General features: G+C 69.4%; 21 protein-coding genes, 1 other RNA gene and 2 pseudogenes. 19 read left to right on the top strand and 5 right to left on the bottom strand.

Annotated elements, in window-relative coordinates; genetic code table 11:
- The first annotated feature begins 123 nt into the window (after positions 1 to 123).
- The 5 genes from ACYVK5_RS25570 to ACYVK5_RS25590 all read left to right on the top strand — a co-directional run bounded on the left by ACYVK5_RS25570 (position 124) and on the right by ACYVK5_RS25590 (position 5,605).
- The gene (locus tag ACYVK5_RS25570) at positions 124 to 3,942 is read left to right on the top strand and encodes a DNA polymerase III subunit alpha (RefSeq protein ID WP_460709056.1); all 3,819 of its coding nucleotides are present in this window, start codon (positions 124 to 126) and stop codon (positions 3,940 to 3,942) included.
- A gap of 128 nt (positions 3,943 to 4,070) precedes the next feature.
- Positions 4,071 to 4,511, top strand: coding sequence for a single-stranded DNA-binding protein (gene ssb / locus ACYVK5_RS25575; protein ID WP_460709058.1), 441 nt, complete (start codon positions 4,071 to 4,073; stop codon positions 4,509 to 4,511).
- A 148-nt stretch (positions 4,512 to 4,659) separates the two neighbouring features.
- On the top strand, positions 4,660 to 4,968 hold the full coding sequence (locus tag ACYVK5_RS25580) for a hypothetical protein (RefSeq protein WP_460709060.1): 309 nt from the start codon (positions 4,660 to 4,662) through the stop codon (positions 4,966 to 4,968).
- Complete coding sequence (locus tag ACYVK5_RS25585; protein WP_460709062.1) at positions 4,968 to 5,243, top strand: hypothetical protein; 276 nt, start codon at positions 4,968 to 4,970, stop codon at positions 5,241 to 5,243. The genes ACYVK5_RS25580 and ACYVK5_RS25585 overlap by 1 nt, the downstream gene beginning before the upstream one ends.
- The gene (locus tag ACYVK5_RS25590) at positions 5,243 to 5,605 is read left to right on the top strand and encodes a hypothetical protein (RefSeq protein WP_460709064.1); all 363 of its coding nucleotides are present in this window, start codon (positions 5,243 to 5,245) and stop codon (positions 5,603 to 5,605) included. The genes ACYVK5_RS25585 and ACYVK5_RS25590 overlap by 1 nt, the downstream gene beginning before the upstream one ends.
- 563 nt (positions 5,606 to 6,168) lie before the next feature.
- On the opposite strand, the gene ACYVK5_RS25595 is transcribed toward ACYVK5_RS25590, so the two are convergent.
- The 4 genes from ACYVK5_RS25595 to ACYVK5_RS25610 form a co-directional block, all read right to left on the bottom strand.
- On the bottom strand, positions 6,169 to 7,356 hold the full coding sequence (locus ACYVK5_RS25595) for a hypothetical protein (RefSeq protein WP_460709066.1): 1,188 nt from the start codon (positions 7,354 to 7,356) through the stop codon (positions 6,169 to 6,171).
- Positions 7,357 to 7,413: 57 nt separating this feature from the next.
- Positions 7,414 to 7,887 (bottom strand): hypothetical protein, encoded by a 474-nt coding sequence (locus tag ACYVK5_RS25600; protein WP_460709068.1) that lies wholly within the window; start codon positions 7,885 to 7,887, stop codon positions 7,414 to 7,416.
- A gap of 250 nt (positions 7,888 to 8,137) precedes the next feature.
- Positions 8,138 to 8,968: a hypothetical protein gene (locus tag ACYVK5_RS25605; RefSeq protein WP_460709070.1), complete on the bottom strand. Its 831-nt coding sequence runs from the start codon at positions 8,966 to 8,968 to the stop codon at positions 8,138 to 8,140.
- A gap of 501 nt (positions 8,969 to 9,469) precedes the next feature.
- Positions 9,470 to 10,918, bottom strand: coding sequence for a recombinase family protein (locus tag ACYVK5_RS25610; protein ID WP_460709073.1), 1,449 nt, complete (start codon positions 10,916 to 10,918; stop codon positions 9,470 to 9,472).
- Between the two features lie 41 nt (positions 10,919 to 10,959).
- Here ACYVK5_RS25610 and ACYVK5_RS25615 point away from each other — a divergent pair.
- From ACYVK5_RS25615 to ssrA, 14 genes and pseudogenes are all read left to right on the top strand, one after another.
- Positions 10,960 to 11,574, top strand: a pseudogene (locus ACYVK5_RS25615) (ATPase, T2SS/T4P/T4SS family); the annotation flags it as partial.
- Positions 11,575 to 11,843: 269 nt separating this feature from the next.
- Positions 11,844 to 12,698, top strand: a complete 855-nt coding sequence (locus ACYVK5_RS25620) for a type II secretion system F family protein (protein ID WP_460709075.1) — start codon at positions 11,844 to 11,846, stop codon at positions 12,696 to 12,698.
- Complete coding sequence (locus ACYVK5_RS25625) at positions 12,695 to 13,630, top strand: type II secretion system F family protein (RefSeq protein WP_460709077.1); 936 nt, start codon at positions 12,695 to 12,697, stop codon at positions 13,628 to 13,630. The genes ACYVK5_RS25620 and ACYVK5_RS25625 overlap by 4 nt, the downstream gene beginning before the upstream one ends.
- A 250-nt stretch (positions 13,631 to 13,880) precedes the next feature.
- Positions 13,881 to 14,078 (top strand): hypothetical protein, encoded by a 198-nt coding sequence (locus ACYVK5_RS25630; RefSeq protein ID WP_460709079.1) that lies wholly within the window; start codon positions 13,881 to 13,883, stop codon positions 14,076 to 14,078.
- Positions 14,075 to 14,452, top strand: coding sequence for a TadE/TadG family type IV pilus assembly protein (locus tag ACYVK5_RS25635; protein WP_460709082.1), 378 nt, complete (start codon positions 14,075 to 14,077; stop codon positions 14,450 to 14,452). The genes ACYVK5_RS25630 and ACYVK5_RS25635 overlap by 4 nt, the downstream gene beginning before the upstream one ends.
- Complete coding sequence (locus ACYVK5_RS25640) at positions 14,449 to 14,964, top strand: pilus assembly protein (RefSeq protein WP_460709084.1); 516 nt, start codon at positions 14,449 to 14,451, stop codon at positions 14,962 to 14,964. Before ACYVK5_RS25635 ends, ACYVK5_RS25640 begins: the two co-directional genes overlap by 4 nt.
- 32 nt (positions 14,965 to 14,996) lie before the next feature.
- Positions 14,997 to 15,524 carry a hypothetical protein gene (locus ACYVK5_RS25645; protein WP_460709086.1) on the top strand — a complete coding sequence of 176 codons (528 nt, stop codon included), beginning with the start codon at positions 14,997 to 14,999 and terminating at the stop codon, positions 15,522 to 15,524.
- A 72-nt stretch (positions 15,525 to 15,596) separates the two neighbouring features.
- Positions 15,597 to 16,712, top strand: a complete 1,116-nt coding sequence (gene prfB, locus ACYVK5_RS25650) for a peptide chain release factor 2 (protein ID WP_460709088.1) — start codon at positions 15,597 to 15,599, stop codon at positions 16,710 to 16,712.
- Between the two features lie 336 nt (positions 16,713 to 17,048).
- Positions 17,049 to 17,861: a cell division ATP-binding protein FtsE gene (gene ftsE, locus ACYVK5_RS25655; protein ID WP_460709090.1), complete on the top strand. Its 813-nt coding sequence runs from the start codon at positions 17,049 to 17,051 to the stop codon at positions 17,859 to 17,861.
- Between the two features lies 1 nt (position 17,862).
- Positions 17,863 to 18,774, top strand: coding sequence for a permease-like cell division protein FtsX (ftsX, locus tag ACYVK5_RS25660; RefSeq protein WP_460709092.1), 912 nt, complete (start codon positions 17,863 to 17,865; stop codon positions 18,772 to 18,774).
- Positions 18,775 to 18,776: 2 nt separating this feature from the next.
- On the top strand, positions 18,777 to 20,117 hold the full coding sequence (locus ACYVK5_RS25665; RefSeq protein WP_460709094.1) for a M23 family metallopeptidase: 1,341 nt from the start codon (positions 18,777 to 18,779) through the stop codon (positions 20,115 to 20,117).
- A 114-nt stretch (positions 20,118 to 20,231) separates the two neighbouring features.
- Positions 20,232 to 20,729: an SsrA-binding protein SmpB gene (gene smpB, locus ACYVK5_RS25670; protein ID WP_460709096.1), complete on the top strand. Its 498-nt coding sequence runs from the start codon at positions 20,232 to 20,234 to the stop codon at positions 20,727 to 20,729.
- 48 nt (positions 20,730 to 20,777) lie between these two features.
- Positions 20,778 to 21,095, top strand: a complete 318-nt coding sequence (locus ACYVK5_RS25675) for an Rdx family protein (protein ID WP_460709100.1) — start codon at positions 20,778 to 20,780, stop codon at positions 21,093 to 21,095.
- A gap of 82 nt (positions 21,096 to 21,177) precedes the next feature.
- Positions 21,178 to 21,546, top strand: a transfer-messenger RNA (tmRNA) gene (gene ssrA, locus ACYVK5_RS25680).
- Positions 21,547 to 22,417: 871 nt separating this feature from the next.
- Here the strand turns inward: ssrA and ACYVK5_RS25685 are convergent.
- A pseudogene (locus ACYVK5_RS25685) lies at positions 22,418 to 23,218 on the bottom strand (recombinase family protein); the annotation flags it as partial.
- Positions 23,219 to 23,310: the final 92 nt, after the last annotated feature.

Here is a 23,310-nt window from a genome sequence, read left to right on the forward strand (position 1 = left end):
CCTCCGATGATGACCGGCCCCACTGACATTGCGCACCACCCAGCCTCTGCGCGCCGCGGCAGGGCAGGACGAGAGAATCCGCGATCGAGGGCGAAGTGTCACGTGCCGCACATCCGCGCCCGCATGACGCCGGCATCGGCTGCGCGCGGTTTCGCGCATCTGCACGTGCACTCGGAGTTCTCGCCGATCGATTCACTCGCCCGGGTGCCGGACCTTGTCGAAGGGGCCGCGGCGGACGGCAATCTGGCGCTCGCTCTGACCGACCACGGCACGCTCGCCGGGATCTGGAAGCTCGGCCGACACGCCCACACGGCGGGGATCAAGGCGATTCCAGGCCAGGAGTTCTACCTCGCGATCGGCCCGCGGGACGGGCACGACGCCGTCGAAGTTGTGCAGAGCGGCGTGACGAAGATGCGACGCCATGATCATCTGACCGTGCTGGCTGCCGACCGTACGGGCTGGCGGAACCTGGTGGCGCTGTCGAACGCGGCGCACGAGTCGTACTGGTACAAGCCACGCATCGACCATGACCTGCTGGCTCAACATGCCGACGGGCTGATCGTGCTGACCGGCTGTCTGGGCGGCCCTGTCGCCGCGGCACTGGCTCGCGGCGACGATGCTGGCGCCCGTGCAGCGGTTGAGCGACTGTGCGAGGCAGTCGGTTACGACCGTGTCTTCGTCGAGGTCATGGACCACGGCATTCCTGAGCAGGCCACGGTTCTTCCCGGGTTGCGGGCCCTGGCCGGCGAGTACGGTCTGCCGCTGGTCGCGACGAACGACGCTCACTACCTTCACCCAGCGCAGGCCACGGCCCATGACGCGTGGCTTGCCGTCGGTACGCGCGCGAAGGTGTCCGACGGGCAGCGGTTCCGCTTTCATGGCGAGGGCCACCATCTGCGCAGCGAGGCCGAGATGCGTGCCCTGCATGAGGATGCCTGGTGGCAGGAGGCGTGCGACAACACCGTGCGCGTCGCCGAGCTCGTGGCCGATGACGTTCTGCCCGACCCCGGACTCCGGCTGCCGCGATTCCCTCACCCGGAGGTCAGGGACCAGGGCGAGGCGACCGCGACGTCGTCGTCCACGATGCTGCGCGACCTGGCGCGCCAGGGCGCGTTCAAGCGCTACGGCGAAGACCCCGCTCGTCCCGGCCGACTGCCGCCGGTGGTGAACGCGCGGTTGAAGACGGAGTTCGCGGTGATCGACGCTATGGGGTTGTCGGACTACTTCCTCATCACCTGGGACGTGATCTCCTGGGCGCGCTCGGATCGCGGCCTGCCCACCGCCGAGCAGCCCGACGGTCAACCCGGCGGCAAACGCCCGATCCGGGTCGGCCCGGGGCGGGGGAGCGCGGCGGGCTCGGTGATCTCCTACTGCCTGGGAATCGTGAACCTCGATCCGATCGCACATGGGCTGCTGTTCGAACGGTTTCTGGACCCGGCCCGGGCGGGTATGCCGGACATCGACACCGACTTCGAGCAGAAGCGCCGTGAGGAGGTGCTGGCCTACCTGCAGGCACGGTATGGCCGCGACCGTGTTGCCCGGCTGGGTACCTACGGGATAGCAGCTACGAGAGCAGCGCTCAAGGACGCCGCCCGCGTGCTTGGCCTGACACCGCTGGGCAACCGCCTCACGCCGCTGGTTCCCGTCGTGGACGGAGGCGCAGCGACGTTCGCTGTGCTCGACGATCCGGCCGTCGCGGCAGGAAAGGCGTTCCGCGACGCCGTGTCAGCGGCCGGTCGCGACGGGGCGCGGCTCGTCGGGCTGGCGCGGGACTTCGAGAACGTGACGAAACTCGAGGGCATCCACGCGTGCGGCACGGTGATCGCCGACGAGCCGCTGGACGACGTCGTTCCCCTGCGCCGAGACCGCTCCAAGCAAGCAGGCCCAGACGCACTGCGCGTCACCTGCTGGGACGGCACGGACGTCGAGGAGTACGGGCTACTCAAACTGGACGTGCTCGGCTTGCGCACCCTGGATGTCATCGCTCAGACCGTGAGGTTCGTCAAGGAGAACACCGGTGAGATGGTCGATCCCGACGGGCTGATGCCCGGGGACGGATCGGCGCGCGACCGCGCCGCATGGGACCTGATCACCGCTGGTCGCACGGCCGCGGTGTTCCAGCTGGAGTCGACGGGGATCACACACCTGGCGCAGGCCGTGGCACCGTCGAGCCTGGCGGATCTGACCGCGCTGGTGGCACTGTACCGGCCGGGACCGATGGGCGTGGGGGCGCACGAGAGGTACGCCGGCCGTAAGAACGGCCGTGAGCCTGTCTCCTACGACTACCTCACTCGCAACCCGGACGAGGCAGCTGCGATCGCGTCCGTGCTGGGCGAGACGTACGGGCTGCCGGTGTACCAGGAGCAGGTGATGCTGCTGGGAGCGGTGGTGGGAGGGCTGGACGCACCGACGCGGAACCTGCTGCGCAAGGCGTTCTCCAAGAAGGACGCCGACAAGATGTCCCGAGTGCGTGCGGAGATGTTCGACGGAGGCCTGGCCAGTCGCGGCACGAGCGGGGTGCGGTTCAGCCAGGCGACCCTGGAGCGGTTGTGGGAACTGTTCGAGGCCTCGGCGTCGTACCTGTTCAACAAGTCCCACGCCGCGACCTACGGCCTGTTGACCTACCAGACCGCCTACCTGAAGGCGTCGTGGCCGGTCGAGTTCGCCGCCGCGGTCCTGGCCACGACCGACGGGGAGGACAAGCGCCAGGCGATCCTGACCGACATGCAATGCGAAGGCATCACTGTGCACGCCCCGGACATCAACCGCTCAAGCCTGACGACCCGGCCTGAGGCCGGTGCAGTGCTGCTCGGCCTCGGGGAGGTCAAGGGTGTGGGAGCTGACGCGGCCGCGATCGTCGACGAACGCGAGCGCGGTGGCCGTTTCGCCTCGATGGCTGACGTCGTCACGCGTGTGATGGTCGACGGCGCCCGGCTACGGATCAACCTCATCGAGGCGCTGACCGAGGCCGGCGCATTCGACGCCTTCGGGCCACGGCTCGGGCACTGGATGATCACCCGGGCCGTTCGGGACTGGCCGGAACTGCCTGCACCCGACGTCGAATGGGGGCCACTCGAACGATCAGCTCGCGAACGAGCCCGGCTCGGGCTCACGACCGGACAGAGCCCGCTGACCGCACTGGCTGATCAGATCGGTACGGCCGCAAGGCAGGTGCTGCGGCCAGGCGAGGCCATCACGCGTGCCGTCACGGAGGCCACCGACCCAGGGCGATACACCTTCGTCGGCGTCCTGACCGGGTGGGCTCAGCGTGGCTACTCCAAGGGACAGATGGTGAACCTGACCCTGGAATGCGCCGACGGCACGGTCAGCGGGGTGATGTGGGACGACGACGTACGCCGGCTCGGCGAGACACCAGTAGTGGGGGCAGTTGTGCTGGTCCGCGGACAGGTCCGGGTCCGGGCAGTCGTGACCGACACCGATGGGGCGGACCCAGACACGGTCGTCGAGAAGGTCGCTCAGCGGGACGTGACAATCCGCGGAGTATCGGTGCTCGACGTCGAGGAACCGGCCTCACTCGACCTGCCGGGACCACTGCTGGAGTGGCCGTCCGACGAAGAGACGGTCGGGCAGGTTCTCGAGCTGCCCGTGGGACGCGGCGGGCGAACCGAGCCGGACACGGACAGCGAACAGGACACGCCGTCGGGCAGCGCACCACTGCGGGTCCACCGCCTGCCGATCGGAACAATCATCCATCCCGACGAACTTCTTGACGTGTTCGACGAGGTCGGCGGCCCGCCACCGTGCCTGTACACGACAGACGGTGCCGTCGCCGTGGCGCAGACGGCAAGCGGAATCGCCGTCGTCGTCATCGGCGACCGGACACCGATCCCACACGAGGCCGAGCTGCGGGCGCGTGCCGCAGCCGAGAGCGGATGGAACATCGTCGGACAGCAGCCGCGGCACCTCGCGATCGTCGCATGAGGCGAACCAAACTCGCCGTCAGCCGCCTGGCAGCCCGCCATGCCGCACATCAGTCCTTGCAGAGGCGCCGGACGGCGCTTTGTCGGGAGGGCCCGCATCTGAGCGGGACGAGTCGAAGGGACTGTCGCATGGCTGGCGAGACTGTCATCACCGTGATCGGGAACCTCACCGGTGACCCGGACCTGAGGTACACCTCCTCGGGCACGCCCGTGGCAAACCTCAACGTCGCCTCCACGCCGCGCACGTTCGACCGTGAGGCAGGGGAGTGGAAGGACGGGACGACGCTGTTCCTGCGCGGCAGCCTGTGGCGAGACGCGGCCGAGAACGCCGTCGGCTCGCTGCGCAAGGGCGACCGCGTGATCGTACAGGGTGCGCTGACTCAGCGCTCCTACGAAAAGGACGGCCTGGAGCGCACCGTCGTGGAGATCGAGATCCACGAGATCGGCGCCTCCCTGCGGTACGCCCAGGCCGAGATTACGCGCACCGCCAAGAGCGGCAAGACCGGTAGCGGTACGCGGGCCGCGAAGGCCTCGACGCCGACTACCCCGGTGGACGACGGCGAGTTCTGATCCGACGTCGTCCGGTCCTGGCCCGACCGTCGGGCCTTACACGGCGGCCCGCCTCGTCACCCGGGCGGGCCGCCGTCCCTTCACCGCGACGAACGTCGGGCCCCTCGCGACCGACACCGAACGAGACCAACTCCGAAGGAGACCAGCAGTGAGCACGGATCCTGCCAACTACCGCCCGCCCGCTGACGAACGGATCGTCCGCGACCGCATCGAGCCCGTCCGGGTCATGGTCCGAACCCGGTGGCTGTACGCACACCCCCGGCCAGGAAGCCGTCCAGGCCGACACGCGTTCTCCCGCAGCGGTGAGGTCGTGGCCTCCGACGTCCCGAGCGCCTCGGAACACGCGCAGAGCATCTGGGACCACGTCTACCGCGCCGTCGCGGTATTCGGTGATGACGCGGACCTGGTCATCGAGGTGCGCCGTGCCCAGCCGCCAACCCCAGCAGAGGCCGTGTGATGAGCACCCACATCAAGCTCGCCGACGTGCCCACGCTGACGTTCCGCATCGAGTGCGGAGCCTGCGGGGTCGACGTCGAGTCCGACCCCGACGGGCATACGTGCCCCGTCTGCGGAACAAGGTGGGCTCCCGAAGCAGGCGACGGCGATACCGGCGAGCGCTGCGACGAGTGGGACGAACTGCCCGGCGAACCCCTGGACGAGATGGCCGCAAACCTCGAAGCGCAGCGCCGCGCCCACCGTCGGATCGCCGCGATCCTGGGCGGTGACGAGTGATGCGCCCAGAGAACGTGCCGACGGAAGCCGCCCGGATCGCCGCCCGCGCTCTCGCCCGGGCCGACGGCTGGGAAGGGCCTTTGAGGCACGCGCCCGAATACGCCGGCGGCCGGTACGACCGTGAGGCTCGCCACGCCCTGGCCGCCGCCTGGGAGCTGGTCGAGGCGTCTGCGCTGCGAAACTTCGCCGACTACCTCGACGGTGGAACGCCACGCGCATGGGGATACCACCACCCCTGCGACGAGCCCGGAGAACGATGGGAACCGAGCTCGCAGGAGCGCGAACGGATGGCCGACGCCGACACGGCTCGCGAGCGCGCCGACCGGCTGGAGACCGCCGCGAAAGCGGCGGCCAAGGACTGACTCACTTCGCAGCACTACACGTGCTGTCCCGGCTGAGTCCCGAGGCGGCAACGAACCGCTGGCGGCACGCGCGCGACGCTCAGCGTCGTTACTGAAGACGTCGCCGTCGATGCGAGGATGCCCAGCCAAACGAGCCCCGTGCCGGCCGGGTGATACGAGCTGGCCAGAGGGTTACCACCGAGGCTTCCGAACAGCCGATCGAAGTGGACGCATGCGGTGTGGGCCACGGTGACCAGCGGCACGGGCGCAGCGCAGAGCCGCGTCGTACTCGAGCTCCGGACAGCGCTGGACGGCTGCTCGCGGGCGCCGTGGCCCAGGTTGGGGCACTGGGGCGTGCGTCGGGCCTCTTGAGACGGCAGCAGCATCGTCCGGGTCCGGCGGTGTCCCGCTTTCCGCCTCGGGGTCAGGGGACTCGATGCTGTGTGCGGCATCGCGGCCGTTGACGTTGGGCTTCATGTACTGGTGGAGTGCGGCCGAGGCCGTCGCCGCCGTCTTGCTATCGGTGCGGGAGCTCATGCAGAGGGTCAGCTCCTGCCGCGAGTCCTGCGACGCGCGACGGGTGTCTACTCTCGTGTCTGCTCGTTGTGCCAGCGGGTGAACTGCTCCTCCAGGAGCGCCACCCGGACACGGAGGAGTTGTGCTGCCTGCTGCAGTCGGGCGGTGGCAGGATCTGTGTCGGCGCCGTCGGCCGCGAGCGCACTGGTCACCCGGTCGTGGTGGCCACGGAACCGGGCCAGGTCGAGTTCGATGCTGTCCCGCGACCGCAGTTCGGACACCTCGCGAGCTCCAGCCAGGGCTTCGTCGACCTCTCGCACGATCTGCGGGGCGCGCGCCAGGTACATCTGCTTCGTCGCCGTGTTGTATGCCCGGTTTGCTTCGTCGTAGCTGGTGCGCGTGGTGGAGATGTAGTCTTCCAGCGCGCTGTGGTGGTCCCAGTCGGGATCTGCGTCGAATTCGCGATCCAGGTCGCGTTCAGCCTCTACCAACTCCTGGTGTGCAGCGATGAGGTCGTCGTACGCGGCCGCGGCCTGCGACTCGGCAGCCTCGGTTCGGTGTTCGGTGCGTTGCTCGATAGCAACGACGGCGATGTCGCGCGCTGTGGGAGGCGTCGGCCTGTCTGGGGCTGCGATGTCGGCGAGCTTGCTGTTGGTCTCAGAGCGGGTCACGGACGGCTGCCCGGCGTGAACGAGCTCGACCAGTGCCGCGCCGTATCCGTCGATGCGTCCCTTGGCGTGCTGGACCTCAGCCGATGGCCGGTAGGCGGCTCGCTGGGAGCGAGCGTTGGCGGCGGACGCGAGTTCGACGGCGAGTTTCCCTGCGATGTGCTCGATCGCTGCCTGTCGCTGTATCTCGTTCAGTTCCGAGGGTGCAGACAGCTTCGTCGCGGACGATCTGACTGCGTAGCAGGCGTCGGCTGCAGCGCGACTCATGGAATCGTCGTTGCCGGCGTTCAGGAGTTGGGATGGGTCGTGCAGGATGGCGACGTACTCGCCGAACGCGATCGCTCTGCCGCCGTGGTTGAACAACGTATTGAGAGGGTAGGCCGCGGACATCTGGGCCAGGGAGTCTTTGAGCATGCTGGCCGCTGTGGCGATCTCGGCGCCGTCGCAGGCATCCGCACCGGGCGTTTCCGTGCGCTGCACGGGGGTGAGCGGGATCTCTGCCTCGGCGTGGTTCTCCGTGGCGAATTGCCCGCCGGTGTTGTCCGGGGAGCCTTGTGGCTGCCTGCTGCGGTTCGATACGTCGGCCATGCCCCGGTGAAGTGCGGGTCGGTAGCGAGACGTCGATCTGGGGATGAACGCGACGGATCAACGGGCGCCGTCGTCTTCGTCGCCGCACAGCCCGTCGTTGCCTGGACCGTCCGGCAGTTGCGCACCGCAGCGGCTGCACCGCCCAGTACGGCCCGGCAGGAACCCGACGGGGGTGTTGAAGCCGAGCGTGAACTGCCCCTGGTCGGCGGAGATCCACGTGAAGGAGTTTCCGGAGTCGTGGAAGTGGCGGTGCAGCACCTCATGCACGACGGCCATGGTCGTTCGTGCGGCGTCCATGTCGATCGTGTACAGCTCGTCTTGTGACAGCTGGCCGAGCAGAGGCCCCAGGCTGACTCTGTCGCCGGGAACCAGATCGCCTGCGTGGGCAGCCATGGTCACACCGCGCGACTCCACCGCGGCAGCCTTGTCCCAGTAGTTGGCATACGCGGCATCCGCCCACGACCACACCTGCGGATTGTGCTGTGGCACCAGCATGTCCCGGTCGGTAGCAGGCAGCGCGTCGGGGTCCATCACCGTGAGAGTCTGCGGCACGAACTGCGCAGCGATCGCCGGTCCACCACGGCGGGTCCCTGACCCGGCGAGCGGCAGGGACACCTCGTGCCTCGGAGAGCAGGCGAACTGGCCGCCTGTTGCATCGGGCGAGCCCTTCGGATGGCGAGGGTTGCCGTTCACCGAGCGCACCTCCCTGAACTCCTGATGCCGCCGTCGTCTCCTCTTCCGCCTGCCTCGCCAGGCGTCGCGGTCTGGGGCAGGGGGAAGTTCACGCTCCGGTCTCCGGCGCGAAGATCGCGTGCAGGTCGATCTGGGCGGCCTTGCGTAGGTCGATCCGCGGTAGCCCGTAGTCGCTCAGAACTGCCCACGGGCAGTCGCGTAGTCCACGCTCACCAGGGAGCTCAGAGATCACGCCCCAGTGCTCGTCCTCGAACTCCTCGAAGTCGGCGACCGCGCGGCCGTTCTTGTCGCTGACCCCGGCCGCGCACCACGCCGATCCCTGGTCACCGACGTCGAGGTCGAGGAAAGCGGCGGCCGGATACTCAACCGTGATCTCTGCTGCCGCAGCCTTCACGCCAGCCTCCAGCGACAGATCCTGCATCTTCCACAAGACCTCCAACGCCTGACTACGGACCTGCGCCGGGTCCTGGTCCAGGTTGACCCCACCGGTGGAGTCGAGCATGCGTCGCTCATCAAGCTCCGCCTGATTCCGCGTCGCGTGCGCCTCGTCATACCGTTCCCAGTCCCGCGCGCTCCAGACACCTTCGACATAGCTGGTGTCGCCCTCGTAGAAGTACGGATCGGGCACCGGATCGTCGCCCACGTGCTGCGCCGCGCCCTCGTCATCGACCTCGGAAGGCACCCCATTCGCGTCCAGATGAACGAACGCCCACGTGTCGCCTCTACGACGGATCCCGACGCTCCGGCCGCAGTTGCCACACTTGCAGGACTCACCGAAGTCGGCGTCAGGCCCGACGCCGGTCAGCCTGCTTGCGGCAGCCGTCGCGCCGAGGTCGGTGATACTTTCTGTGCTGCTGGACCGAGCGAAACGGCCGCCGACGGAACTTGGCGCCCCTGCAGGATGACGCTGGATGCTCATACCGCGGTGAAGTGCGGGGCATCTCACCTGCGAGCATTGTGGGGCAGCGGTCGACCGAGGGGCGGCGTCAGGCCGCTTCGTGGGTGATGACGAGCTCGTCTCCTTCTGGCACTCCGCGGATGAGGGTCGAGAGCCGCTCGATGACCGCCTCGTTGGTCACGCCCGGTGACATACCTGATGCTCTCCGGGAGCGATCAAGCCACGTCGTGAAGTCGTCCGCGCCGATTGCGCCCAATTCGTCATTACGGTCGGAGGAGTCTCTCGTGCCGGATCCTCTGACGAGAGTCAACAGAGCGGGTCGCGTGGAGGGGGCCGTATCGCAGCGTCTGGTGCTTGGCATAGCGGGCGGATGTGCGGCATGGGGTGGGGCACTCTGCGCGTCAGGCTGGATGAACGACCGCACAAGGTGTTCCGGCACGTCAGGAAGAAGACCCGACCACGCCCCCGCCGGCGGATGCTCGAATGCGCTTCCTTGCTCACCAGGCCAGCTGAACACTCAGGCTATGCCCTCCAGGTGATCTGCACTCGGTCTAGATCCAGAGTCCTGCTTGGTCCTTTGGCCAGCAGAATTACGAGGGAGTCGATGATTGCTTCGAGTACTGCTCGCCGTCGCCCGGTCGAGGCAGAAGCCCACCAGGAACGCACTCCCGCTGGGTCTCCAAGGGGCAGACTCGACAACACGGCGTCGCGCGCCGTGGCATTCAGGTTTCGTTCGGCTTCGGCGACTTGTGCACGCGCGGCGTCTCGGGCAGGTCGGTACTCGTCGAGCGCGAGTTCGCCGGAGCCAAGCATCGATGCAAGGTCCTCGACCCACCTCCGGGCGGTTGCGACCGCTTCCCACAGTGGCGCGCTGTCCGACTCGGGTCGTGGTGGAGGCCGTGTGGCGGACAGGACCGAGATTGCAGCTTCGCCGATCACCCTCTCCAGGCTCTCGGCTTCGATCGATAGGCCACCCCGTTCCGGGAACGCAGTGTTCTTCTTGCAGACGTAGCGACGGCGCTTCTTGCCGGAACTAGCAATCACAAGGCCAGCCCCGCATCTGCCGCAGGACGCCAGCCCGGATAGTAGGTTCTCGCCAGCGCGAGTCAGGCGTCGGGCCGGGTCGCTCAATATCGTTGCGATCTGTTCACGTTCAGCGATCGTGATGATCCCCGGCCACCTTCCGCGCGTCATCTGGCCACCATCGCGGAAGATGGAATCGGTCACTCCGTGCTCGCGGGGCGCGTAGGCGCGCAACCCAGCGATCCGTGGCGCCGCGAGAAGCTGGCGTACCGATGTCCCATGCCAACGCTGCGCTCGTATGGGTTTCACTCCTGTCGAATTCAACCACTTGGTTAGTGAGTAGATCGTTTCGCCAGCGAGAAAACGGTCTGCTAGTGCCCGCACAACAGGAGCTTCGATAATGTCGAGGTCGGCAGATCCATCGCCGTTCAGCTGGTACCCGAACCTGCGCGATCCGTGCCACGCGCCCTCGGCGGCGAGATCGGCATTTGCGGCACGCTGACGGTCGGCCTTCATCTCACCTTCGAAGGCGGCAAACGACACCATCTGCCGCGCGAACGCGCGACCCGCGGGCGTATTGAGGTCGAACGCCCCGCTGACGACGGTCAGGATCGAGATGGGGCCGTTCTCGACGAGCTCAATGAGCGCCTCGAGCTCCTTGGGGCGTCTGTAGAGGCGATCCACAGCCCAGACGATTATCACGACGGGGCGGTCGGCCGACTTGATGGTTCGGACAAGGTCGTTGTACCCATCGCGCTTCTTGGATCTCGTCGCAGAGATGTCGTTGTCGATGAACGGTTCGCCGTCTGGCTCGATGCCGAGTCGGTGCGTCAGACCATCGACTTCGCGCTTCTGGTTGGTGATGGACCGTCGAGTCTCATCCCTGTCCTGGCTGATGCGTAGGTAGACGAGGTAGATGGGATCGACCTTTGCCAGGCGTTGACTCATGGGCGTCCAATGTGCGGAACGTCTTAGAGCGGCTGTCTGGCAGCAAGGCGGGCAAGACCACCATGCTCAACGCGCTGGCCGGGTCGATCCCGGCACACGAGCGCGTTGTCTCGTGCGAGGAGGTCTGGGAGCTGCGGCTCCCCGTCCGTGACCAGGTGGCGATGCAGTGCCGGCAGGAATCGCTGGAGGGCACCGGAGAGATCCCGCTGCGGCGGCTGGTCAAGGAGGCACTGCGGATGCGGCCGGACCGCATCGTGATCGGGGAGGTCCGCGAGGCGGAGGCGTTCGACCTGCTGGTCGCCCTGAACTCCGGCATCCCCGGAATGTGCACCGTGCACGCGAGCTCGGCGCGCGAGGCTGTCGTGAAGATGACCACCCTCCCGCTGCTCGCGGGAGAGAACGTGACCGACCGGTTCGTGGTGCCGACCGTCGCGTCCGCCGTCGACGTCGTGGTGCACCTCGCCATCGAGCGGGGACGCCGGGTGGTCCGGGAGATCCTCGCCGTCACTGGCCGTGCCGAGGACGGCGTCGTGGAGACCGCGACGCTGTTCCGGCGCGACGACCAGGGCCTGCGCCGGGCCGACGGGATGCCACCCCACCTGCGGCGGTTCGCCGACGCCGGAATCGACATCCACGCGGTCCTCGCGGGACACGGCACCGGCGCGACGGAACCGGCGGCCCCCGGGGCCACGGCGTGGCACGGAGCCGGTGGCGCTGCGGTGCCCGACGAACCGGATGCCTGGGCCGGCAGGGAGTCGGCCACCGAGTCACGCGCGGAGTCGCGCGCCGGGTCGCGTGCGGAGTCAGGCACCTCAGCCACCGACGCCGGCGTCGGGCCAGGCACCCGGCCGAATCCCCGGTCCGTGCCGAGTCCCGGGTCCGCGTCCCGTGCCGAGTCGCCCTGGACGATCGCGGCGCGCGCCTGATGGGCGTCGTCGTCGGCCTGCTCCTCGGTGCGGGCGTCTGGTGCCTCTGGTGGTCGTGGTGGGAACGGCCGTCCGACCGGCGTCCCGGACCTCGTAGCGCGCGCACGCGCGAGCTGCTCAACCAGGCCGGACTCCCTCATGCCTCGCCGGCAGCGCTCCACGGTGCGACGGCAGCCGCCGCGCTGACCGCGTGCGTCGTCGTGCTCGCGGCCACCAGGTCGCCGGCCGTCGCCCTCTGTTTCGCGGTGCTCGCCGCTTTGGCGCCACGCGCCGTACTCCGGGCCCGGGCGCGTGCCCGCAGCAGGGCCCTGCGCGCCGTGTGGCCGGACGTCGTCGACCACCTGGCCTCCGGCGTCCGGGCTGGCCTGTCCCTCCCGGAGGCGGTCGCCCAGCTCGCCGATCGCGGACCGGCCGCGCTGCGCGAGCCGTTCGCACAGTTCGCGCGCGACTTCCGCGCCTCCGGACGGTTCGGCGACAGCCTCACCGCGCTCAAGGACCGGCTCGCGGATCCCGTCGCCGACCGGATCGTCGAGGCACTACGGATCACGCACGACGTCGGCGGCCGCGACCTCGGCAGACTCCTGCGCACCCTGTCCGGATTCCTGCGCGACGACCTGCGCACCCGCGGCGAGCTCGAGGCCCGGCAGAGCTGGACCGTCAACGGCGCGCGCGTCGCCGTCGCCGGGCCGTGGCTGGTGCTCGCGCTGCTCGCCACCCGCCCCGGCGCCGTCGGGGCCTACGACACGCCCGCCGGGGCCGCCGTCCTGATCGCCGGTGCCGCCTGCTCGTTCGTCGCGTATCGCGTGATGCTGCGCGTGGGTCGCCTCCCGACCGAGGCACGGGTGCTGCGATGAACGCGTGGGCGGTATGGGGCGGCGTGGCCGGACTCGGCCTCGGGGCCGGGCTGTGGCTGCTATGGGCCGCGCGGCGGGCGCGCCGCCCCCGCCTGGCGGAGCGGCTCGAACCGTATCTCCGCCCCCGCCCGTCCACGTCGGCGCTGCTGCACGACGGCGGCCCCGGCCGCACCGGACCGTTCGGCCTCCTCGTCGAACTGGTGGCCCTGCCCGAGATCGCCGCGCGCTTGGAGCGCCTCGGCTCCCCAGCCGACGGACTGCGCCGCCGCCTCGACCGGGCCGGCACAGGGGAGTCGGTGGAGCACTTCCGGGCGCGCCAGCTCACCTGGACCGTGCTCGGCCTCGCCGCCGGTCTCGGCATCGCGATCCTGCTCGCCTGGACGCGACCCGCCCCGGGCGTCGTGCTCGGCGCGCTCGTCGTGCTCGGCGGAGCCGTTGGCTACGTGGCCTGCGATCAGGCGCTGACCTGGACCGTGCGCCGCCGCGAGGAACGGATGCTCGCCGAGTTCCCCACGATCGCCGACCTGCTCGCACTGGCCGTCGCCGCCGGGGAAGGGCCGGCTGCCGCGCTCGACCGCGTGGCACGGGGCACCACCGGGGAGCTGTCCCGCGAGCTGACGCGAGTCGTCTGGGCGGTCCGGTCCGGATCCGCCGTCCCCGACGCGCTCACCGCGATGTCCGCGCGCACCGGCTGCGTGCCGTTGAGCCGGTTCGCCGACGCCGTCGTCGTTGCCCTGGAGCGAGGAACGCCTCTGTCCGGAGTGCTTCAGGCGCAGGCCCAGGACGTCCGCGAGGCGGGTCGGCGCGCCCTCATGGAGTCCGGCGGGCGCCGCGAGATCGCGATGCTCGTCCCCGTGGTGTTCCTGATCCTGCCGGTGACCGTCATGTTCGCCGTGTTCCCAAGCCTCGCCGCGCTGCGGGTGGGGTTCTGACAGCGGGGCCTCTGGCCTCTGGTCGACCTTTGGACGAGCGGCTCGTCAGAGGGCTCTGGTCGGGAGCCCGGATCCGATGCACGCTCGTGCTCACGACGCGCTGGTAGGAGCGACCCCGGTAGAAGTTATCCACAGCCATTCGGGTCATGGCGCGCGGACGGGGGCTCCTGCCCATACGCTCGTTGGCAGCGGTGATCGATCCGGTCGCCGTACAGGGGCACCATCAGCACACTCGCTCAGGGGGAGAGCTATGCCCGTCGCCGTGGAACGAATCGGCGCCCGCGCCACCGACGACCACATCCATGATCCGGAACGGGGTGACGTCCCCGGTTGGGTGCTCGTGACGTTGATGACGGCCGGGTTGGTGGTTGCCCTGTGGGCCGTGGCCGGACCGCTCCTCGAGGGCGCGTTCCGCCAGGCCATCACCTCCGTGACGGGTAACGGGTGACCGGAACGGACGAGCGCGGGGCCGCCGTCGCCGAGGCCGTGGTCGTGACAGGGTTCGTCCTCGCCCTGCTGCTCGGCGTCGTCCAGGTGGCGCTCGCGGTGCACGTGCGTGCCCTGGCGATCGACGCGGCCGCGGAGGGCGCCCGCGTCGCGGCGCGGGCGGACCGCGGCCCGGCGGACGGCGTCACCCGTACCCGGGAGCTGCTCGCCGCGTCGCTGAACGGCTCGTACGCCCGCGACGTGACGGCCCGGGAGGCGACGCTGGACGGGCTGCGGGTGATCGAGGTCGAGGTCACGACGCCGCTGCCGGTGGTCGGCCTGCTGGGACCGGCCGCCGCAGTGACCGTTCAGGGGCATGCGCTGGAGGAACCGTGACCGGTGAGCGTGCGCCGCGGGACGGCAGGGGCGATGCTCTCCGCGCCACGGCTCGCCCCGCCACGGCAGGCTCCGCCGTGGCCAGGTCCGGCGAGTCAGGCTCCGCCGTGGTGGAGATCCTGCTCGCCGTGCTGCTGCTCGTGCCGCTCGTCTATCTCGTCGCCGTGGTGGGGCGCGTCCAGGCCGGGACGTTCGCCGCCGAGACCGCCGCGCGGGAGGCGGTGCGCGCCGTGGTGACCGCCGGGTCGGCGGGGCAGGGAGCCGCGCGGGCGGACGCCGCGGTGCGTATCGCGCTGCGTGACCAGGACCTTCCCGAGGATGCCGGGAGCCTTGACATCGAGTGCGGGCAGGACGTGTGTCTCACCCCGGGCGGGGAGGTGGCCGCCGTCGTCCGCGTCGCCGTGCCGCTGCCTCTGGTACCCGGCGCCCTCGGGTCACACGTGCCGGCCGCGGTGCGCGTGGAGGCCGCGCACGTCGGCACGGTGGACCGCTACGCGATGGTGCGCCCGTGACGCCGCCACCGGCCCGCGGGTACCGTCCCGCCATGGGGGATCGCCGGATCGCCCCGGCCGGTCGGGCGACGACACCGTGCCCGTGCCCGCCGTCGGGCACGAACGCCCGGCCCGGCGACCCGGAGGGTGGGCGCATCTGGCTGCTGACCGCGGCGTTCGTGATGTTCGCGGTGGCTCTTGTCGGGATGGTCGTGTCGGCGACAGCCGTGCATCTGGACCGCAAGCACCTCGCCGATCTGGCCGACATGCTCGCCACGGATGCGGCCCAGGCCGTCGACGAGCGGCGGATCTACACCGGGGAGGTTGGCCTGGACCGGGCCCCGGGAGCGGGAACCCTCATCCTGGACGACCGGAGCGTCGCGGCCGCCGTCGAGCGCTACCTCGCCGAGCATCCGGGCGCCGCGCCTGACGGCCTCCGGGTCGTGTCGGCGACCTCGCCCGACGGTCGGTCGGCCCGTGTCACGATCGCGGTACCGAGCACGCCGCCCCTCCTGGGCTGGTTCACGGACGCGACCGCGCCGATCGTGGTCACCGCGACATCGACGGCGAGGGCGTGGTGAAGGTCGCGGCGCCCGTCGGCCGGCGCCGACCCTGCGGCGAGCCGGCGAGCCGGGCGGGTAGGCTGGATACTCGTGGCAACCATCGACTTCCCGTCCGAGATCAAGGGCCTGCGCAGCACCCTCGAGTCCATCGAGGCCGTCAGTGACCCCACTGTGCTGCGGGGCAAGATCGCCGAGCTCTCCGAGCAGGCGTCGGCACCGGACCTCTGGGACGATCCGGAGATCGGGCAGAAGGTGACGTCCGCGCTGTCGGCGGCGCAGTCCGAGCTGGACCGGGTGAAGAAGCTCGGGGCGCGCATCGACGATGTCGAGACACTCGTCGAGCTCGGCGAGGAGATGGAGGACGAGGACTCCCTCCGCGAGGCCGAGAGTGAGATCGCCGCGATCCGCAAGGACCTCGACTCGCTCGAGGTGCGGACCCTGCTCAACGGCGAGTACGACGCCCGCGAGGCCGTCGTCACGATCCGGTCCGGGGCCGGCGGGGTGGACGCCGCGGACTTCGCCGAGATGCTGCTGCGCATGTATCTGCGGTGGGCCGAGCGGCACGGGTACCCCACCAAGGTGGGCGACACGTCGTACGCCGAGGAGGCGGGCCTGAAGTCTGCGACGTTCGAGGTCAACGTGCCGTACGCGTTCGGCACGCTGTCCGTCGAGGCCGGCACGCACCGGCTCGTGCGGATCTCCCCGTTCGACAACCAGGGGCGCCGGCAGACGTCGTTCGCCGCGGTCGAGGTGGTCCCCCTCATCGAGCAGACCGACCACATCGACATCCCGGACTCCGAGCTCAAGATCGACGTGTACCGGTCCTCCGGTCCCGGCGGCCAGTCCGTGAACACCACCGACTCCGCCGTGCGCATGACCCACATCCCGACGGGCGTCGTGGTCGCGATGCAGAACGAGAAGTCGCAGATCCAGAACCGCGCCGCCGCGTACCGCGTGCTCCAGTCGCGCCTGCTCCTGTTGCGCAAGGCGGAGGAAGCTGCCAAGAAGAAGGAGCTCGCCGGCGACATCAAGGCGAGCTGGGGCGACCAGATGCGCTCGTACGTGCTGCAGCCCTACCAGATGGTCAAGGACCTGCGCACCGAGCACGAGCAGGGCAACACGCAGGCGGTCTTCGACGGAGCAATCGACGACTTCATCGAGGCCGGCATCCGCTGGCGCCGCAACCGGCAGATCGCCGACTCTTGATCCCGAGTGCCCCGGGCCCCTCGGGCGCACCGGACCCGCGGGGTCCCCGCGCGCCCGGGTACCCGGGTACCCTCGCGCCGGATGCGCTGATCCGCCCCCTCCGGCGCCAGCGCACCGACCTGCGCACCGACCTTCCGGCGTCGTCGGCTTGTCACGAAATTCCAGGCGTTTCCCTGAAACCGCCTGCGGGAGGCGCGGCATGAAACGGGCCACCGGCGTGTCTCGCCGTGTGCGACGGCAAAATCACCCTTAGCCTCGCAGGTGGGGTATCACCGGTGGTGATGCTCAGGGGGTCCCCAGGCAAGGCGGGACCGACGTCATCCGTGGGGAGTGCACGTGATTAGGTTCGAGAACGTGTCAAAGGTCTACACGCGCGGCGCGCGGCCCGCCCTCGAGGACGTCACGGTGGACGTGCAGCGCGGCGAGTTCGTGTTCCTGGTCGGCGCCTCGGGGTCCGGGAAGTCCACCTTCCTGTCCCTCGTCCTCCGCGAGCATCGCCCCACCCGCGGCCGCATCTACGTGGCCGGGCGCGACGTCGCACGGCTCTCCGCCTGGCGCGTGCCCAAGCTCCGCCGCGAACTCGGCGTCGTCTTCCAGGACTTCCGCCTGCTGCAGAACAAGACGGTCTACGAGAACGTCGCGTTCGCGCTCAAGGTGATCGGCAAGCCCCGGTCCGCGGTCCGCGACACCGTCCCCGAGATCCTCGACATGGTCGGCCTCACCGGCAAGGAGAAGCGCATGCCGACCGAACTGTCGGGCGGCGAGCAGCAACGCGCCGCCATCGCCCGCGCCATCGTCAACCGGCCCCAGATCCTGCTCGCCGACGAGCCCACCGGCAACCTCGACCCCACCACGAGCCTCGGCATCATGCGCCTCCTGGACCGCATCAACAGCACCGGCACCACCGTCGTCATGGCCACCCACGACGACGAGATCGTGAACGAGATGCGCCGCCGCGTCGTCGAACTGTCCGACGGCGTCGTGGTCCGCGACGAGGCGTCCGGCGGCTACGGCGAGCGCGAGGCGATCCTCCCGGTGATGCGCCCCTCCGCGGTCCTCGACACTTCCGCGCGCGGCATCCGCCGATTCGCCGCGGAGACCCGGCCCGGCCACGAGCCGGCCCGAGCCTTTACGCGCGGGGAGGCCTGAGGTGCGATTCCAGTTCGTCGCGGGTGAGGTGGCGGCAGGACTGCGGCGCAACACCACCATGGTGGTCGCCGTCATCCTGGTGACGTTCGTGTCCCTCACCTTCGTGGGAGCCGCAGCCCTCCTGCAGACCCAGATCGGCAAGCTCAAGAACGACTGGTACGACCTCGTCCAGGTCTCCGTCTTCCTCTGCCCCACCGGCTCGATGATGCCCACCTGCGCCGCCGGCGAAGCCACCGACCAGCAGATCGACGCCGTCCGCGACGTCATCGACACCGAGCTCACCGACCAGGTCGAAGCCGTCTACGTCGAGACCAAGGCCGAAGCCTTCGACGCCTTCACCGAGCGCTACCCCAACGGCTACCAGGGCACCCAGCTCACAGAGGACGACATGCAGGCGTCCCTGCGCCTCGAACTCGCCGACCCCGGCCAGTTCGCCGTCGTCAGCGACGTGCTCACCGGCCGCGACGGCGTCGAACTCGTCGAGGACCAGCGCTCCGTCTTCGAACCCCTCTTCCGCACCCTCAACGTGGCGACCCTGCTCGCCGCCGGCCTCGCGGGCGTCATGCTCCTGGCCGCCGTACTCCTCATCACCACCACCATCCGACTGTCCGCCGTCTCGCGCCGCAAGGAGACCGAGATCATGCGGCTCGTCGGCGCCTCCAACCTGTTCGTCCAGCTCCCGTTCCTCCTCGAAGGGGCGATCGCCGCCGTCACCGGCGCGCTGCTCGCCTGCCTCGGGCTCTGGCTCGCCGTGCGCTTCCTGGTCTCGGACTGGCTGGAACGCTCCGTCGACTGGGTCGCCTACGTCGACGCCGGGGACGTGCTCGCCGTCGCGCCCTTCCTCGTCCTCGTGGCGGTGGCGCTCGCGGCGGTCAGCTCCGTGGTCACTCTCAACCGGTACACGAGGATCTGATGATGTCGCACCGAACCGTCGCCCGAGTCGTCCCGCTGGCCCTGGCCATCCTGCTGGCCCTGGGCGGCGCGACCGCCGTCGTCCCTGCTGCCGCGGACGACCTCGACGACCAGCGCGCCGCCGCCGAGGCACGGGCCGACGACAAGAAGCGCGAGCGCGAGGAACTCGAGAGCAGCCTCGAGCACACCGACGAGCGGCTCGCCGAGGCAGCCCTCGAGCTCAACGACGTCGAGGCGCGCCTCCCGCTCGCCGAGGCGGACCTGGCCCAGGCGGAGGCCGGGCTCGAGCAGGCGGAGCGGGAGGCGGCGATCCTCTCCCAGCGCCTCACGGACGCGCAGTCCGAGGAGGCCCGGATCATCCGGGAGATCGCCGACGACGCCGGCAAGGCGGACGCGGCCCGCGAGGACATCGTCAAGATGGCGCGGGAGGACTTCCGGTCGTCGGGCAGCACGACGGCGCTCGGCCTGGTCACCGGCGCGCAGACCACCGAGGAGTTCCTCGACGGGTACGCGGTCTCCTCCTCCGCGGCCCGGAGCCAGGCGCGTGCGCTGGCCGAACTGCAGGACTCCGCGGCGCAGGCGCGCAACATGAGGGCTCGTCTCACCGCGATCCGGGAGACGGTCACGGAACTCAAGGTGCTCGCCGACGAGAACGTCGAGCGCAAGGAGGAGGTCCTCGAGCAGGCCGCGAGCAAGAAGACCGAGATCGAGAACCTCATCGCGGAGCGGCAGACGCTCAAGGACCGCATCGAGCGACGCAAGGACGCCGCGAGCCGGTCGCTCGAGCAGACCGAGCAGGCGATCAGCTCCATCGAGGCCGACCTCAAGGAGATCATCGCCGAGCAGCAGGAGCGCGACCGGCAGCGTGCGGCCAGCCGCAGCGGCCGTGACGACGGGACCGGCGGGGGAGGCGGCGGAGCGCCCGGTGGGTCACCGGGGACGGCGTCGTACCTGACGTGGCCGACGGCGAACCCCGTGGTCACCTCGCCCTACGGGATGCGGTACCACCCGGTGCTGAACTACTGGCGCCTGCATGCCGGGACGGACCTCCGGGCCTACTGCGGGACGCCGATCCTCGCGGCGAGCTCGGGGACCGTGGTGTACGCGCGCACCATCCAGGGCCTGGGGAACCAGGTTCTCGTCGACCATGGCTACACGAGTGCCGGCAACAGCCTCATGTCGAGCTACAACCACCTGACGAGCTGGGCGGTCTCCCCGGGGCAGCGGGTGACGCGCGGCCAGGTGGTCGGCTACTCGGGCACCACCGGCACGTCCACGGCCTGTCACCTGCACTTCGAGGTGTACGTCAACGGGTCGACGGTGGATCCGATGACCTATCTCTGACCTCCGGGACCGGCTTCCGCGTAAATCCCCGGACGGGGCGGGTGCGGGCGCGTATCCTGGAACGTCGCGCGCGGACCTGGACGAGCGCCGACGTGATGGACGTGGAGGGAGACCATGGCGAAGGGCGCCAAAAAGAAGAAGAAGCCTGAGGACCCGCGCAAGATCGTGGCGAACAACAAGAAGGCCCGCCACGACTACGTGATCGAGGACGTGTTCGAGGCGGGTCTCGTGCTGTGGGGCACCGAGGTCAAGGCGCTGCGGATGGGGCGCGCGTCCCTGGTCGACGGGTTCGTGCACGTGGACCGCGGCGAGGCGTGGCTGGAGGGCGTGCACATCCCCGAGTACTTCCAGGGGACGTGGAACAACCACTCACCCCGCCGCAAGCGCAAGCTGCTGCTGCACAAGGACGAGATCCTGCGCCTCCAGGCCAAGGCCCACGAGAAGGGCCACACGGTCGTGCCGCTGTCCCTGTACTTCCTGGACGGCCGCGCCAAGGTCGAGATCGCGCTCGCACGCGGCAAGAAGGAGTACGACAAGCGCCAGGCCCTGCGCGAGAAGCAGGACAACCGCGAGGCACTACGCGCCATGCGCCACCGCGAGAAGCTGAGCTAGGCATGGGCGCGGCGTCCCGCACGGCGAGCGTGCTGCGACACTGAGGCCATGCCTGCGCCTCGACTCGTCATCACGTACTGCGTCCGCTGCAAGTGGCTGCTGCGGGCCCAGTGGTACGCCGCGGAGCTCCTGCAGACCTTCGAGTCCGAGATCGGCGAGGTCGCGCTGCGGCCCGCCGCGAAGGACACCGAGGCCGGCGTCTTCCGGATCCAGGTGTTCGCGTCCGACGACGACGCGTCCGTCACCGTCTGGAATCGCAAGCGCGACGGCGGCTTCCCGGACATCGCCGAGCTCAAGCGCCGGGTGCGCGACCTCGTGGCGCCGGAGATGTCCCTTGGGCACGCGGATCGCGAGGTCGGGAAATAAGGTGACGGGGCAACGTGTTGATCCACTAGACTGAGTACCTCGCCGGAGTCCACGGGCTCGGCGGGTGTTGACAACTCAACATGGGGCTGATCGGTTTCGACGGTGGTCGTGCTTCGAGGGGAAGCGGGCCGAGGATGCAGACTTCTCTCGCTAACGATGTCTGCAAACCAATAGTTGCCGATAACACGCGCAACGACTTCGCTCTCGCCGCCTGAGGCGAGCCTGAAGTCCGTCGGCCCGGGGGCGCTCTCACCCCGGTAGCCGGCGTCATCTTGAGAGCCACTGCTTGTGGTCCACGTCATCGGGACTACAGGGACTTCTAGGTGACTGAGCCCGTCCGCGAATGTGTCTGCGCAAGCGCGGGGGCCGAGAAAATCCATAGCAGACTGCGCCCGGAGAAGTCCTCGAAAAGTGACACCGGACCCGGGTTCGATTCCCGGCAGCTCCACCATAGGGGGACTACTAAAACAGTGCCCCTGGGTCAAGCCCTCCAGCAGGGCGTCGACCCCATGCATAGCAGCAGGCCCGCCTCCATCGGAGGCGGGCCTGCTGTCGTATTGGGGCGCGGGGGAGCCGGGGTCGGGCTTGTCGGTCTGGGCGAGCCTGCGGGTGCGCTCCACGGCGCGGAGCCGTGCGAACGGCTCCTTGAGCTCACTCCCGGTGACCATCTCGTGCTCGTCGTCCTCGATGTAGAGGGCGTGGAAGATCGCCTGGTTGAGCAGGCGCCGCTGCTCGTCGTCGCAGCGTCGGTACAGCTCCTGTGGGTTCTCCAGGAGCTTCAGGCACGCCTCGATCAGCCTCGCCCCTTCGGAGAGGTCCTCGCGGGTGTCCTTGAGGCGATCGGTGAGGTGGCGTCGCTGGCGGTCGATCTCGCGCAGCTTCGCCTTGATCTTGGCCTGGGGTGCGGCGCCGTCTGCGGCCAGATCGATGAGATTCTCCTCGCGGGCGTCCAGGGCACGGAGTTCCGTGGTGAGCTGCTGGTGGAGGAGCTTGGTGGCGGCTTCCTCTGCGCCGATCGCCTCGCTGATGTGGGTGCGGACCTCGGCGATGAACTCGGCGCCGAACCGGACGGTGGCGTAGTGCCGCTCGACGGCGTCCTCGACGTGCAGCACGTTGACGTGGCGCGCGTCGCAGATGCCGGTCTGCTTGTTGCGACAGAAGAAGTAGGTGTATTCGGTGCCGCGTGCGTTCACGACGTGCTGGATCACCAGCCGTCCCGTGCGGCCGGCCCGCTGGCAGCGTCCACAGTAGACCGAGCCCTTCAGAGTGTGGTGGTGCACCCTGCGGCGCTCCTTCGCGTTCTGGCGGACCTCGATGATGCCCTGGACGTGGTCGAAGAGGTCTTCGTCGATGAGGGGCTCGTGGCGCCCCTGGTACTCCTCGCCCTGGTAGGAGACGTAGCCGAGGTAGTAGCGGTCGCGCAGCATCAGCGACAGCTTGTTGATCGAGACCTGCTGGGCGGGCCGTCTTTGAGACGGTCTGGTGCGCAGGCCCCGGTCGTACAGCTCGTCGGAGAGCTCGTTGAGCGTATAGTCACCCGTGGCGTACAGCTCGAAGGCGAGCTTGATGAACGGCGCCCGTTCGGGGTCGGTGACGACTGTGCGGATCTCGCGGCCCTCGAAGCGGTCGAAGACGTTGAGGTAGCCCAAGGGGGCTCTCCCGAGCGTGCCGCCGTTCTTGGCCTTCTGGCCCATCTTGTAGGCGATGTCGGCGCCCGACTCACGGGACTGGTACTCGTTGAAGGTCGCCAGGATCCCGTGCATAAGCTGCCCGACCGGCGAGTCGTCGATGGACTCGGTCGCCGACACGAGGGTCACACCGCGCTTGCGCAGGTCAGCCATGACGATGGCGTCGTCGAGCCGGTTGCGAGCCATGCGCGAGAGCTTGTACACGATCACGTAGTCGACGTCGCGCTCGTGCTGGACGCGGGCGAGCATCTGCTGGAAGGCGAGCCGCTTGGTCATCTCGGTCGCGGAGCGGCCCGGCTCGATGTACTCATCGATGACCGTCAGACCGAGCTGTTCCGCCTTGCGCAGGCACGCGGTGCGCTGCGCAGGGATCGACTGGCCCTCGGGGTCGTAGTCGGTCTTGACCTGGCTCGGCGAAGAGACGCGCAGGTAGATGACGGCGCGCGTGCCGGGCTCGACGCTCGTCTGGCAATCCCTTGAAACCGTGGAGGCGTGATTTTGCTTGGTCTGGCAGTCGTGCCTCGCGG

The organism is Myceligenerans halotolerans (assembly GCF_054782975.1).